This window comes from Halorubrum sp. B53, from assembly GCF_059752395.1.
In genome coordinates this window covers 27,986-41,970 of sequence record NZ_MWTH01000012.1, presented here as the reverse complement: position 1 = coordinate 41,970, position 13,985 = coordinate 27,986, and the positions used below count along the sequence as shown (strand labels likewise).

The window sequence follows — 13,985 nt, the reverse complement described above, 5'->3', positions numbered from 1 at the left end:
GGCCGGGATGGGTCCGTATGAACACGCTTCGCGTGACGGGCGGCCGGGTGCTCCGTCCGGACGGCGCCGTGACCGAGTCGGACGTGACGGTCGACCGCGACGGGGGGACGGTCCTCGCGGTGGGCGACGAGACGGGGGGCGTCGCCGACGAGAACGTCCCATCGAGCGCCGACGAGACCCTCGACGCCGAGGGCTCGCTCGTGATCCCCGGGCTCGTCAACGCGCACACGCACGTCGCGATGACGCTGCTCCGCGGGTACGCCGACGACAAGCCGCTGGACGCGTGGCTGCGGGAAGACATCTGGCCGGCGGAGGCCGAGCTGACGCCCGACGATATCGAGGCCGGCGCCGCGCTCGGCGCGCTGGAGATGATCCGCTCCGGGACGACCGCGTTCGCGGACATGTACTTCGCGATGGACCGGGTGGCCGACGTCGTCGACCGCGCCGGCCTGCGCGCGCGGCTCGGCCACGGCGTCGTGACGATCGGGAAAGAGGAGGCCGACGCCCGCGCCGACGTCGAGGAGAGCCTCGCGGTCGCCCGCGAGCTCGACGGCGCCGCCGACGGGCGGATCCGGACCGCGTTCATGCCGCACTCGCTGACCACGGTGGGCGAGGAGCTCCTGCGCGAGGGGGTCGCCGAGGCGCGGGCGGCGGGCGTCCCGGTCCACCTCCACGCGAACGAGACGATCGACGAGGTCGACCCGATCGTCGACGAGCGCGGGGAGCGCCCGATCGCGTACGCGGCCGACATCGACGCGCTCGGCCCGGACGACTTCTTCGCGCACGGCGTCCACCTCGACGACGACGAGATCGACCGGCTCGCCGACGCCGGGACCGCGGTCGTCCACTGCCCGGCCTCGAACATGAAGCTCGCGAGCGGGATGGCCCCCGTCCAGCGGCTCCGCGAGGCGGGCGTCACGGTCGCGCTCGGCACCGACGGGGCGGCCTCGAACAACGACCTGGACGTCTTCGACGAGATGCGCGACGCCGCCATGCTCGGGAAGCTCGCCGCGGACGACGCCGCGGCGGTCCCGGCCGAGGCGGTCGTGGAGATGGCGACCGCGGCGGGCGCGGACGCCCTCGGCCTCCCCGGCGGCCGGATCGAGCCGGGCGCGGCCGCCGACCTCGCCGTCGTCGACCTCGACGCCCCGCATCTCACGCCCGTCCACGACCCCGTCTCCCACCTCGCGTACGCGGCGCGCGGGAGCGACGTCCGGCACACGGTCTGTGACGGCGAGGTCCTCATGCGCGACCGCGAGGTCCTGACGCTCGACGCCGACGCGGTTCAGGAGCGCGCCGCCGAGGCCGCCGCCGCCCTCGTCGCCCGCGTCGACGGCGGCGACGGTTTATAAACGAGCGCCGGCGCCGACGCGGCTCGCTCCGCGGAGATCGGTCCGACTCGCCGCCGACGGGTCAAGCGCGACCGGAGCGCGTCCGAAGCGCGCGCGAGCCGCGAGCCGACCCGAACCGCCGCAAAGACGACCCCGATTCGCGGCGATCAACCGCGCAGTCGCCCCGATCGACGAAACAGGCGGTAGAGAGCCGTTAAGTCGGATAAAATCCGAATTAAACCGGCTTAACCGAACTCCCTTTTTATATGGTAACGGCGGCTGGACTCGAGTGGACATGAAAGGACGCACGACAGCAGTTCTGCTGGTCGCGGTCGTCGCGCTCGGCGCGATGGCCGGCGTCGCGGCCGCCGACGGTCACCTCAACGTGAGCGTCGAGACGGACGACGCGGAACCGACCGTTAATGTGACCGACGAGAACGGCACCGCCGTCGAGAACGCCACCGTGGTCGTGAGCGTCGTCGACGCGGAGAACGAATCGTACGCGGGAGCGGGCGAGTACGAGACGGACGCGAACGGCACCGTCGATCTCCCCGCCCCCGAGGAGGACGTGACGGTCGAGGTGACCGTCGCCTCCGGGAACGACACCGCCTCCACGACGGTCGATCTCGAGGCGCCCGACGGCCTCGAGCTCGGCGTTGAGAACACCGATAGCGAGCCCGTCGTCACGGTCACCGACAACGACACCGCGGTCGAGAACGCCTCCGTGAACGTCACGACCGCCGACGAGAACGCCTCGTACGCCGGAACGGGCGACTACGAGACCGACGAGAACGGCACCGTCGACCTCCCCGCCGCCGAGGAGGACGTGACGGTGAACGTCACCGCCGAGTACGAGAACGAGAGCGTCACCGAGACGGTCGATATCGAGGCGCCGGACGGCCTCGAACTCGACGTTGAGAACACCGACGGCGAGCCCGTCGTCACGGTCACCGACAACGACACCGCGGTCGAGAACGCCTCGGTCGTCGTCGCGCTCGGCGACGACGCAGACGAGAACGCCTCGTACGCCGGCACGGGCGACTACGAGACCGACGAGAACGGCACCGTCGAGCTTCCGGCCGCTGAGGAGAACGTCACCGTCGAGATCACCGCCGAGTACGAGAACGAGACCGTCTCGACGACGGTCGACCTGACGACCGGTGAGGAGGCCGACGAGGAGCAGCCGTTCGGCCTGCAGGTCCGGGAGTTCATCGAGAGCCTCGAGGACCGCGAGGGCGGCATCGGCGCCGCCGTCTCGGACTTCGTGACGGAGAACAACCCGGGTAACGCGCCGGACCATGCGGGCGGCCCCGGCGGCCCGGACGACGCGGACGACGCGGACGACGAGGACGCTGACGCAGAGAACGAGAGCGACGCCCCCGGCAACGCGCCCGACCACGCCGGTCCTAACGGCGACGACGGCGAGCGCGGCCCGCCGGACCACGCCGGTCCTGACGGCGACGACGACGCGGATGATGAGGACGCGGAAGAGGACGACGCAGAAGAGGACGACGCAGAAGAGGACGACGCGGAAGAGGACGACGCAGAAGAGGATGACGCGGACGATGAGGACGCGGAAGAAGATGACGCCGAAGAAGATGACGAGGAGGACGAAGATGACGAAGACGACGGCGAGCGCGGCCCGCCGGACCACGCGGGCGGCCCCGGCGGTAACTGACGACGCGGTCCGCCGGTCGGTTCGGTGACGCGAGCGGCGGTCGACGACTGAACCGCTTTTTCTGAGCGTAATCCGGTGTCGGCAGGGTTTAGTGCGCCGTGAGCGAACCGACTGGTATGAGCGAAACCGCGTATTCGCCGGTGTCACAGCACCTCTCGGACCTCGAGACGGCCCGGGAGGAGGGGCGCCGGAAGATGGACTGGGCGCTCCAGCACATGCCAATCTTGAACGCGCTCCGCGAGGAGTTCGTCGACGAGCAGCCGCTCGCCGGCGAGACGATCGCGATGGCGATGCACGTCGAGGCGAAGACGGCGAACCTCGTCGAACTGTTGGCCGAGGGGGGCGCCGAGGTGGCGATCACCGGGTGTAACCCGCTGTCGACCCACGACGACGTGTCGGCCGCGCTCGACACCCACGAGTCGATCACCTCCTACGCGGTCCGGGGCGTCGACGACGACGAGTACTACGACGCGATGCACGCCTGCATCGCCCACGACCCCACCATCACCGTCGACGACGGGATGGACATGGTGAAGCTCGTCCACGAGGAGTACCCCGAGCTGATCGACTCCATCGTCGGCGGCGCCGAGGAGACGACCACGGGCGTCCACCGCCTGCGCGCGATGGACGCCGACGGCGAACTCAACTATCCCGTCTTCGCCGTGAACGACACGCCGATGAAACAGCTGTTCGACAACGTCCACGGCACGGGCGAGTCGTCGCTCGCGACCATCGCGATGACGACGAACCTCTCGTGGGCCGGCAAGAACGTCGTCGTCGGCGGCTACGGCCAGTGCGGGAAGGGCGTCGCCAAGAAGGCCTCGGGCCAGAACGCGAACGTCATCGTCTGCGAGGTCGACCCGCGCAAGGCCCTCGAGGCCCACATGGAGGGGTACGAGGTGCTCCCGATGGCCGAGGCCGCGGAGAAGGGCGACGTGTTCATCACGACGACGGGCAACCGCGACGTGATCACTCGCGAACACTTCGAGCGGATGCAGGACGGCGTCCTCCTCGCCAACGCCGGCCACTTCGACGTCGAGGTGAACCTGGAGGAGTTAGACGACCTCGCCGTGGACCGCTACGAGGTCCGCGACGGCGTCGAGGGGTTCGAGATGGACGACGGCCGCGTCCTGAACGTGCTCGCCGAGGGCCGGCTCGTCAACCTCGCCGCGCCCATCTCGCTTGGACACCCGGTCGAGGTGATGGACCAGAGCTTCGGCGTCCAGGCCGTCGTCGTCCGCGAGCTCGCGGAGCGCGGCGACGACTACGGGCCGGGCGTTCACGACGTCCCCGACGAGCTCGACCGCGAGGTCGCCGAGATCAAGCTGGCCGCCGAGGGCGTCGACCACGACGACCTCACCGACGAGCAGCGCGAGTACATGGGGAGCTGGGAGCACGGGACGTAACGCGGCGGCGTTTATAATCAGATGGTGCGATGGCGCGCGCCTGCGAGCGGTCGCCCCCGCGACCGCGAGCAGCGCGTGCGAGGGAGTCGGGTGCCCGGAGCGAAGCGGAGGGCGGCCGATGAGGCTGGGGAGGCGTGAGGCTGCGGTGCCGTGCGGTCGGGGGAGGACTCAAAGGGGCAGTCGGCGAGGCGGGCGCAGGGGACGCAAGGACCGCAAGGAGGGAGCGATAGCGACCGACTGAGGACCGCAGCGAGCGTGCGCCCGCCTCGCCGACTGGGGCTTTGGCGGAGTTCCCCGAATCGTTGGCAGCAACAATTTATAAACGATCGACAGAGAGGCCGATCTCGTACAGCCTACCACCGTCAACAACGGCGATGGATACCCGACCACATACATCGACCTCTTCCTCGCGCCCTTTTTGGGCAACAACCCCCTACACGTATCAGTGACAGTCACGAGCGTCCACGACCCGAGCCACCGCGAGGCCCTCTGGGAGTTAGAGGACGCCTTCGAGCGCGGCGACCTGATAAGCGTCTTCGGGCGCTGCACGGTCAGCTACGAGGGTCGCGCCGCCTCGGACCTCGGCCTCGGCGACCGGCTGCTCGTGTTGAAACCCGACGGGGCCGCTCTCGTCCACACCGACGAGGGGCGCCAACCGGTCAACTGGCAGCCGCCGGGGTCGGAGCACCGCGCCGCGGTCCGGGAGGGGCGGCTCCGGGTGCGCTCGACCAGAAGCAACCCCGACGAGACGCTCACCGTCCGCTTCGACCGGGTCCACCAGCTCTCCGCGATGGCGGTCACCGGCGGGCGCGACCTCACGCTCCACGGCAGCGAGGAGGACCTCCGGACCCGGATTCTGGAACGCCCGGAGCTCGTCGAGCCGGGATTCGAGCCGCGGGAGACCGAGCGCCCGTCGAGCGCCGGCCCGATGGACGTGTTCGGCGTCGACGCCGACGGCACCCCGGTCGTCGTCGAGCTGAAGCGCCGGCGCGTCGGGCCGGACGCGGTCGGGCAGCTCGCGCGGTACGTGCGAGCGTTCCGCGAGGAGTTGGGGGCGGAGGCGGACGGTCGCGAGGGCGACGGCGACGCCGAGGGCGACGACACCGACGGCCCCCGCGTCCGGGGCGTCCTCGTCGCCCCCTCGGTCACGGATCGGGCCGCCGAGCGGCTGTCGGACCGGGGGTTCGACCACGTCGCGCTCGAACCGACGCCCGAGAGGTAACCCACTGGCGCCCGGGAAGCGGCTCAACGCCGCCGAAGAAGCGGCTCGGCGACGGCCGAGAAGTGAGCCACCAACGTCCGGGAGACGACCCGCCGACGCCGTGGTATCGAAGGGTTTATCGCCGCAGCGCGGGCTACATCGGGCAAGTAGCCATGTCTGACAAACCCGCCTCTATGTATCGGACGATCGACAAGCCGTCGTACACCCGCCGCGAGTACATCACCGGAATTCCCGGCTCGAAGATCGCCCAGCACAACATGGGCGACCTCTCCGCGGAGCCCGACGACTACCCCGTCCAGATCAGCCTCCGCGTCGAGGAGGAGCTCCAGATCCGCCACGGCTCGCTGGAGAGCGCGCGCCTCTCGGCGAACCGCCACCTGATCAAGGAGCTCGGCGAGGGCAACTACAAGATGACCCTCCGCAAGTTCCCCCACCAGGTCATCCGGGAGAACAAGCAGGCGACCGGCGCCGGGGCAGACCGCGTCTCCGACGGGATGCGGCAGGCGTTCGGCAAGCCGGTCGGGACGGCCGCGCGGCTCAACAAGGACGACATCGTCTTCACCGCGTACTGCGACGTCGAGCAGGCGTCCGCCGTGAAGGAGGCGTTCCGCCGCGCGTACAACAAGCTCTCGCCGCCGTGCCGGATCACGGTCGACCGCGGCGAGAAGCTCCTCGTCTCGTAGACGCTCCGACCCTTTTCGAGGCGCGGTTCTCACGGCCGCGAGCCGCGCGGCCGGACGCCGTCCCCGTGACACCGCGAACCCGCCGCACGGCGAGCCGAACTCCTGAAATACCTTCCTCGCGTACCGATCGGCAGTGTCACAGCAGTTGGCCGAGGTCGAGACGCTGTTCCTCCACGAGGCGCGGAGCGACTACACCGTCGTCGCGAACCGGGACGGGAACCGGGTGCTCCGCGGGCGGCTCGAGCTCAAGGAGACCTCCGCGGGCCCGCGCCCGGGGAAGTTCCGCGTGATCCGCGACGGCGAGGACCACCCCCGCCAGCCCGACGAGTTCGTCGACCTCGCCCGCGCGGCCGACCGGATCCGCATCTCCGAACAGACCACGCCGGAGAACCGGAAGCAGCTGGAGGCGATGCTCGACGGCTACCAGCTGGAGGCGATGGCCGTCCGGACCTGCCGGCGCTGCGCGAACGACGGCCGCTACGGGCCGATCACGAGCGAGAGCGCGGTCGAGCACAACGGCGAGCTGATCTGCCGCGACTGCGCTCGGCGAGAGCTTGAGCGGGAGCTCTCTTATAAAGGCGAGTTCACGGGCGCCGCCGAGGAGCGGTTAGAGGAGCTGCTGTACGAGTCCGGCGACTTGGACCGGATCGTCAACCTCCTGCAGGGCGGGCTCGACCCCGACCTCACCAAGTACGACGAGGTCTCCGCCAACGTCGACGACGTGAGCCCCGTGCGCACCGAGGATCTCGACCTCCACCCGGACCTGTCCGCGCATCTGCAGGGCCGCTTCGAGGAACTGCTCCCGGTTCAGAGCCTCTCGGTGCGGAACGGCCTCCTAGACGGCGACGACCAGCTCGTCGTGAGCGCGACCGCGACGGGGAAGACGCTCGTCGGCGAGCTGACCGGGATCGACCGCGCGCTGAAAGGGGAGGGAAAGCTCCTCTTTTTAGTGCCGCTCGTCGCGCTCGCCAACCAGAAGCACGAGGACTTCAAGGACCGCTACGGCGACCGGCTGAACGTCTCGATCCGCGTCGGTTCCTCGCGGGTGAACGACGACGGCAACCGCTTCGACCCGAACGCCGACGTGATCGTCGGCACGTACGAGGGGATCGACCACGCGCTCCGGACCGGGAAGGACCTCGGCGACGTCGGCACCGTCGTCATCGACGAGGTCCACACGCTGAAGGAGGGCGAGCGGGGCCACCGGCTCGACGGCCTCATCTCTCGGCTGAAGTACTACAGCGAGGAGCGGATGGAGACGCACCCGGGGTACGGCGGCACGCAGTTCGTCTACCTCTCCGCGACGGTCGGGAACCCGGAGTGGCTCGCCGAGAAGCTCCGGGCGACGCTCATCGAGTACGAGGAGCGACCCGTCCCCATCGAGCGCCACGTCACCTTCGCGGACAGCCGGGAGAAGGCCGACATCGCCGACAAGCTCGTGAAACGGGAGTTCGACACGAAGTCCTCGAAGGGGTACCGCGGACAGACGATCGTCTTCACGAACTCCCGGCGGCGCTGCCACGAGATCAGCCGGAAGCTCCGATACGACTCCGCGCCGTACCACGCCGGGCTCGACTACAAGCGCCGGAAGAAGGTCGAACGCCAGTTCGGCAACCAGGACCTCTCCGCGGTCGTCACCACCGCGGCGCTCGCGGCGGGCGTCGACTTCCCCGCCTCGCAGGTGATCTTCGACTCGCTGGCGATGGGGATCGAGTGGCTCTCCGTCCAGGAGTTCTCCCAGATGCTCGGCCGCGCCGGGCGTCCCGACTACCACGACCGCGGGCGCGTCTACCTCCTCGTCGAGCCCGACGGCGTCTACCACAACTCCATGGACCGCACCGAGGACGAGGTCGCGTTCACGCTTTTAAAAGGCGAGATGGAGGACGTGGCGACCCACTACGACGAGGCGGCCGCCGTCGAGGAGACGCTGGCGAACGTCGTCGTCGCCGGCAAGAAGGCCAAGCGACTGAACGACCGGATGATCGGCGAGGTGCCGACGAAACACGCAGTCGGGAAGCTGCTGGAGTGGGAGTTCATCGACGGCTTCGACCCCACGCCGCTCGGCCGCGGCGTCACGAGGCACTTCCTCGCGCCCGACGAGGCGTTCTTCATCCTCGACGCGGTCCGGAAGGGGACGGACCCGTACCAGATCGTCGCCGATCTGGAACTGCGCGACGACGAGGAGTGAGGCGGCCGGTCGCCGCGGAACAGCTTGCGACCGAACGCGGCCCGCCCGCGCAACGAAACGCTTTACCGGCCGATGCGGGTACGTATGGACGCGGGACCGTGGGTTAGTGGTATACTCCGGGCCTTGGGTGCCCGTGACCCCGGTTCGAATCCGGGCGGTCCCACTTTCGCGGCGCGAGCGACACCGAGAGCACCGCGGCTGTGAGCCGGATTCGAAGCAAAGAGCGGAACGGATTCGAAGCTCGATCGATCCGACCCGCCTGCCGCCTTTCGAAATCCTTTTGTCTCGAATCGGCGTTGGTCCGAGTGCGAGCCGCCTTAGCTCAGACTGGGAGAGCACTCGACTGAAGATCGAGCTGTCCCCCGTTCAAATCGGGGAGGCGGCATATTCTGAACCCGCGAGCGACAGCGAGCGGGTGAAGAAACGACGCCGGGTCGATTTGAGCAGACAAGTCGCGACCCCGAGCGTCTCGGCGAGTTCAAATCGGGGAGGCAACATATTTTGAGACGGTGAGCGGAGCGAACCGTCGAAAAAAGGAATCAGCGCGTCACGAGCGGGTCGCGCGACGACCCTAGCGACGGCCCGCACCGCGGGACGGGAAGGCCTCCAGCGCCTCGACCGCCGCGTCCTCGGTGCAGTAGAACGCCACGAAACTGATCGCGAACTTTCCGCCGTTCGCGGTTTCGACCGTGACGCTCCCGTCGTTCCCCTCGATGGACTGCACGTCCAGCTCCCGGCCGCTCTTGACCAGCGCGTAGAGGTCGCAGTACTCCGTGTCGAAGGTGGCGGTCATCGGCTCGAACGCCTCGCCCTCCTTGCTCTCGAAGGAACCGGGGGTGTACGCGACGTTGTCGTCGGCGTCCCCCTCCGGGACGAAGTCGTACGCGAGGCACTCGCCGGTGTCGGGATCGGTCTCGACGCAGGCGAACTCGTACTTCGCGAGCTGGCCGTCGACGGAGCAGTCGACGCACTCCTCGCAGACCTCGCTGATGAGCGCTTCCAGCTCCGCGCCCAGGTTCGACGCGTCCTGGACCGCGACGAAGTCGTCGGTGGCGCTGGCGATATCGTCCCGGAGATAGTCGTCGAAGCCGGCGACGTTCTCGCCGACGCCGACGGCGATGACGCGGCGACCGGCGTTCTTGATCGCGGTCGCTGTGGCGGTGGTCTCGGTCAGTTCACCGGGTTCGCCGGCGATACCGTTCTCACCGCCGGTCGTTCCCCCGGTGTACTCGAACGTGCCGTAGGGGAACGTCGTATCGTCGGCGGGCGGCGAGGCGCCGTCGCCGACCACGCCGTTCTCGTAGTTCGGCCCGCCGTCCGTGATCAGGACGACGATCTCTCTCCCGCCGCGGCCCTCCTGCTCGAGGATCGCGTTGGAGTAGTCCAGCGCGCCGGGCATGTGCGTCGCGTTCTCCCCGGGCGGGGTGCTCGCCGGCACGCCGGCCTGAACCGCCGAGACGTTGCTCGCGGTCGCGAAATCCAGGAGGTTTCCCGGACCGTACTCGAACGCGGCGGGCGCGTCACCGAACGTGACGAGCCCGAGCTGGACGTCGGCCGGGACGACGCCGAGGAAGCTGTCCACGCCGCTCTGGATGTCTCCCCAAGTGCCGGCGTTCCGTATCGAGCCCGAATAGTCGAGCGCGACGACGACGTCGACCTCGCCGCCGCAGGTCTCGATGAGGTGCTCGTCGGCGGCGGCGACGCCGGTGACGAACGGGAGGCTGGTTCCTCCGAGCGCCAGCGCGCCGGCTGCGCCCGTCGTGCGGAGGATGCTGCGCCGCGAGATGGGAACGGTCCGGCCCGATTCGTTGTTTCTATTTGTTGTCATTAGATGCCGATCTACTGTGTAACTCGGCTGCAAACTCGGCGCGGAGATCACTCGAAGACGCGTGTCACCGTCGAATTGGATCGCTCCGAGAGCGTCAAGGGACAGTAGTCATCTACTTATACGTCTCGTGATAACATAGGTATGATCCGACAGCCGGATTCGCTCGGCCGTGCTTCGGTGGATCGTGAAACCGCTATGCCCGGCTCCGGTAGGAAGTCCATAACGGTCTTCGGCGACGTGCGGCGAGGACAAATCGGAGAGGCGGCGTATTCTGCGTCCGCGAGCGGAGCGAACCGTCGAGAAAGCGACGCCGAGAGCCACGAGCGGGGCCGCAGGGGGCCCGGACCGGGTCGGGCCGAGGTCAGTCGGCGGTCGCACAGAAGTTCTGCGTGATCACGACGCGCTCGTCGGCGAACGCGACGCCGACGCCTTCCTCGTCGAACGCCTCGGAGAGGATGTTCTGTCGGTGCCCCGCCGAGTCCAGCCACAGCGAGAGCGCGCGTTCGGCGACCACGTCCGGGTCCGTGTCGGGGCCGCCGGCGACGTGGACGATGTTCTCCGCGACTCCCATACAGTGGCCCGGGAAGAACTCCTCCAACCGGTCCGAGGAGTCCTCGCCGCCCGGTGATTCGTGGCCGAAATACCCCTGTTCGACCATGTCGACGCTGTGCGCGCGAGCGACGGCGGCGATTTCCTCGTGGTACTCGTACGGCTCACGGTCGTTCTCGCTGCGGATCGCGTTCACGCGGTCGTGGATCGCCCGCTCGTAGGCCGCCGGGTCGTCGGTATCCCGGTCGCCGTCCGAGGTGGTCCCGTCGGTGGTCTGGCCGTCGGTCGAATCGTTCTCGTTAGTGTCTCGATCGCCGTTCGGCGTCGTCTCGTCGGTGTCCGGTCCGTCGAGGCATCCGGAAATCACCGCCGTCGAGACGATCGCGAGCGAACGCCGGAGAACCGTCCGCCGGTCCCAGACGCGGCTCGGCTGTTCGGAGGCCACGTTCCGTTCACCGGCTTAAATGTGGTACCACACCACATGAATGTTCCGCCCCGGGTCCCGTGGCCACGGCAAGCGGAGGCGAGTCTCACCTCCACGCCGCCGTTCGGATCCGGGAGAACGCTCATTACCCGGCCGACGCTACCGACGCAGATGAGCGACGACACGGCGATCGCCGCCGACGACGCCGATGACGCCGGCCCGCTCGCCAGGCGAAAGCGGCTCCTCCGCCGCGTGATGGGTGCGAACTACGTCCTCGCGGGCGTGGCGCACTTTCTCGCGCCGGATTCGTTCGCCGAGGCAGTCCCGCCCGAGTTCCCGCGGCCGCGGACGCTCGTCTATCTGTCCGGCGTCGCGGAGATCGCCCTCGGGGTCGGTGTGCAGTTCGATCGGACGCGACGCGCGTCGGCGTGGGGCATCGTGGCACTGCTGGTCGCCGTCTTCCCGGCGAACGTCTACATGGCGACAGACGACGCGGCGGCCGAGTTCGTCCCCGACCGACTCGCGGGGGTCGCCCGCGCGGCGGCGTGGGCGCGGCTCCCGTTTCAGGCCGTGCTGGTGCTGTGGGCGTGGTGGCACGCGCTCCCCGAGCCCGGGGGCGACGGCGACGTCGAGACGGGCGGTGCAGAGACGGAAGCGGCGAGCTAACTTCCGGGACCGAGCGGCGCCGCGCAGCGCCGACAGTAGTCGAAACCCGGCTCGTTGGCCGCCCCGCACCGGGGACACGTCGCGGTCGGGTCGTCCGAGTCGTCTGGCGGTCCCGGCCCGTACTCCTCGGTGTACTTCTCCACCTCTCCGGTCCGGCGGCGTCGACGGAGGTCGAGCCCCTCCCGGACGATCCCGCGAAGCACGTGGAGTCCGGCCCCTAACGCGACGAGCAGCAGCGCCCCCGTAACGGCGAGGTAGACCGTCCCGAGGTCGATCACGCGAGACCTACGGGCCGGAACCTTAGGAATTGTGGGGTGATCGCACGGGACAAGGTCGACGCCGACGACCGCGAGTCAGTACCGCAGCGTGGCGTCGAGGATGCCGGCGGTCTGACCGACGCCGACGACCGCGAGCCCGAGCACGGTCCACGTCGCCGACGGCGCGACCGCGACGGCGACCGCGCCGGCGACGCAGCACGCGACGCCGACGGCGTAGATCCGGGCGCCCGCCTCGACCCGGCGCGCGGTGTACGCGAACCCGGCGGCTGGGAGGAGCGCCCAGCCGAACAGCGAGAGCGCCAGGAGGGCGTCGGCCGGGAGGCCGGCGTCGCCGCCGCGAAGGAGGAAGCCGGCGACGCCCGCGAGCGTCACGGGCGTGCCCGTTACGATCACGAACTTCCACGCCCGGAGCACGCCGTCCGCCATGTCGCGCCACGAGGCGACGACGAACGCGACGAGCAGGGCGCTCATGACGACGTGTGCGACGAACAGGGCGCGCGTCGAGACGACGCCGATCACCGTCGCGGCGGCGACGGTCCAGGCGGCGGGGACGAGCAGCGCCGGGCCGTTCTCCCTGAGCGACCGGAACACGTCGAGGCGATCGCGGCGGGCGCTTATAAATGTCGCTCCGCTGACGGAGACCGACCGAGGAACCGACGGATCGGTCGGTGGGACGCGTCGAATCCGCGTGTACGGTCAGCGATCGTCGCAGGAACCGCCTAGAAAGAAATACGAACGTTCGCCTACACCCGTGGTAACTGTACACTCGCAATCCTTATCACCTGACGGGGCGTCCGTTAGGATGCAATGGCGACCGGAAAGGTTGATTTCTTCAACGACACTGGCGGCTACGGATTTATTGAGACTGACGACGCTGACGACGACGTGTTCTTCCACATGGAAGACGTCGAAGGGCCGGACCTCGAAGAGGGCCAGGAGCTCGAGTTCGATATCGAGTCCTCGCCCAAGGGGCCGCGCGCGTCCAACGTCGTTCGGCAGTAAGCCGATCCGATAAGGTGGGTCGGTCCGGCTGACGCCGAACGCGACTCTGACACGCGACAACGAGACTTCTGCCCGCGCCGGACGTTCGTCCGGCGCGGGTTTGTATTACGACACCGAGCGTCGCCGCCGCCGGTCGGTCCGGCCGGTGACGACGAGCGGCGGCGGTCGATGATGAAGAGCGATTGCGAACGCAGTGACGACGTGGAGCGACGAACAGTGACGCTGGGCGCCCCCGATTTATGAGCCGAGAGCGGCCGGCGACGGCCGAGTCAGATGTGTTGGCCGAAGAGCCCCCGGCCCTTCGTCACCTCGACGTCGCCCTCGACCTTCGTCTGACACGCGAGGCGGACGTCGTGGCTCGGGTGGTGCGGCGGGAACCAGAGGCGGGCCTTCTCCTTTTTTCCCGGCTCGCTCACCTCGCCCTCGACCTGGACCGCACAGGAGCCGCACGACCCCGCGCCCCGGCAGTTGAGCTGTTTCATCTTGCCGTTGTACACGGAGAGGCCGGCCTCGGCCAACACGTCGCGCAACACGTCGCCCTTCTCGCACTCGATCTCCTCGCCCTGATAGGATACGGTAGGCATGTCGGTGAACGGTACAGCGGCGATCCACAAAGAGTCTGTGTCCGCGGCGCCCGGGAGTCGGACCCGGGGTCGATCCCGCGTTGAGACGGACGCGCGCGGAGACGGACGTGCGCCGGGCGTCTGACGGCGGACGGGGCGTTTTTTAC

At 69.0% G+C, this 13,985-nt stretch carries 13 protein-coding genes and 2 tRNA genes; 10 read left to right on the top strand and 5 right to left on the bottom strand.

Annotated elements, in window-relative coordinates; translation table 11 throughout:
• Positions 1-17 precede the first annotated feature (17 nt).
• The 8 genes from B4V06_RS09480 (at position 18) to B4V06_RS09445 (ending at position 8,893) form a co-directional block, all read left to right on the top strand.
• Positions 18-1,352: an amidohydrolase gene (locus tag B4V06_RS09480; RefSeq protein ID WP_498169436.1), complete on the top strand. Its 1,335-nt coding sequence runs from the start codon at positions 18-20 to the stop codon at positions 1,350-1,352.
• A gap of 274 nt (positions 1,353-1,626) precedes the next feature.
• Positions 1,627-3,009 (top strand): DNA primase, encoded by a 1,383-nt coding sequence (locus tag B4V06_RS09475; protein ID WP_498169434.1) that lies wholly within the window; start codon positions 1,627-1,629, stop codon positions 3,007-3,009.
• A 116-nt stretch (positions 3,010-3,125) separates the two neighbouring features.
• Complete coding sequence (locus tag B4V06_RS09470) at positions 3,126-4,415, top strand: adenosylhomocysteinase (RefSeq protein WP_498169431.1); 1,290 nt, start codon at positions 3,126-3,128, stop codon at positions 4,413-4,415.
• A gap of 445 nt (positions 4,416-4,860) precedes the next feature.
• Entirely contained in the window at positions 4,861-5,637 is a 777-nt protein-coding gene (gene nucS / locus B4V06_RS09465) for an endonuclease NucS (protein WP_123113631.1), read from the top strand.
• A gap of 152 nt (positions 5,638-5,789) precedes the next feature.
• Positions 5,790-6,320 carry a 50S ribosomal protein L16 gene (locus B4V06_RS09460; RefSeq protein ID WP_123113630.1) on the top strand — a complete coding sequence of 177 codons (531 nt, stop codon included), beginning with the start codon at positions 5,790-5,792 and terminating at the stop codon, positions 6,318-6,320.
• A 133-nt stretch (positions 6,321-6,453) separates the two neighbouring features.
• Entirely contained in the window at positions 6,454-8,508 is a 2,055-nt protein-coding gene (locus B4V06_RS09455; RefSeq protein ID WP_123113629.1) for a DEAD/DEAH box helicase, read from the top strand.
• 92 nt (positions 8,509-8,600) lie between these two features.
• Positions 8,601-8,671: transfer RNA gene (locus B4V06_RS09450), tRNA-Pro, on the top strand.
• Between the two features lie 148 nt (positions 8,672-8,819).
• Positions 8,820-8,893, top strand: a tRNA-Phe gene (locus B4V06_RS09445).
• Between the two features lie 186 nt (positions 8,894-9,079).
• On the opposite strand, the gene B4V06_RS09440 is transcribed toward B4V06_RS09445, so the two are convergent.
• Both B4V06_RS09440 and B4V06_RS09435 read right to left on the bottom strand, forming a co-directional pair.
• Complete coding sequence (locus tag B4V06_RS09440; protein WP_498169427.1) at positions 9,080-10,336, bottom strand: vWA domain-containing protein; 1,257 nt, start codon at positions 10,334-10,336, stop codon at positions 9,080-9,082.
• A 361-nt stretch (positions 10,337-10,697) separates the two neighbouring features.
• The gene (locus B4V06_RS09435; RefSeq protein ID WP_498169425.1) at positions 10,698-11,330 is read right to left on the bottom strand and encodes a CAP domain-containing protein; all 633 of its coding nucleotides are present in this window, start codon (positions 11,328-11,330) and stop codon (positions 10,698-10,700) included.
• 150 nt (positions 11,331-11,480) lie between these two features.
• Here B4V06_RS09435 and B4V06_RS09430 point away from each other — a divergent pair, with 150 nt between their 5' ends.
• Positions 11,481-11,975, top strand: coding sequence for a DoxX family protein (locus tag B4V06_RS09430; protein ID WP_498169423.1), 495 nt, complete (start codon positions 11,481-11,483; stop codon positions 11,973-11,975).
• Here the strand turns inward: B4V06_RS09430 and B4V06_RS09425 are convergent.
• Together B4V06_RS09425 and B4V06_RS09420 are read right to left on the bottom strand one after the other, a co-directional pair.
• Complete coding sequence (locus tag B4V06_RS09425; protein ID WP_123113625.1) at positions 11,972-12,253, bottom strand: zinc ribbon domain-containing protein; 282 nt, start codon at positions 12,251-12,253, stop codon at positions 11,972-11,974. The genes B4V06_RS09430 and B4V06_RS09425 overlap by 4 nt on opposite strands.
• A gap of 75 nt (positions 12,254-12,328) precedes the next feature.
• Positions 12,329-12,844, bottom strand: coding sequence for a hypothetical protein (locus B4V06_RS09420; RefSeq protein ID WP_498169420.1), 516 nt, complete (start codon positions 12,842-12,844; stop codon positions 12,329-12,331).
• 216 nt (positions 12,845-13,060) lie between these two features.
• On the opposite strand from B4V06_RS09420, the gene B4V06_RS09415 reads away from it, so the two are divergent.
• On the top strand, positions 13,061-13,255 hold the full coding sequence (locus B4V06_RS09415; RefSeq protein ID WP_004048101.1) for a cold-shock protein: 195 nt from the start codon (positions 13,061-13,063) through the stop codon (positions 13,253-13,255).
• 269 nt (positions 13,256-13,524) lie between these two features.
• Here the strand turns inward: B4V06_RS09415 and B4V06_RS09410 are convergent, their stop codons facing one another.
• Entirely contained in the window at positions 13,525-13,839 is a 315-nt protein-coding gene (locus B4V06_RS09410) for a 2Fe-2S iron-sulfur cluster-binding protein (RefSeq protein ID WP_123113623.1), read from the bottom strand.
• Between the last annotated feature and the right edge of the window lie 146 nt (positions 13,840-13,985).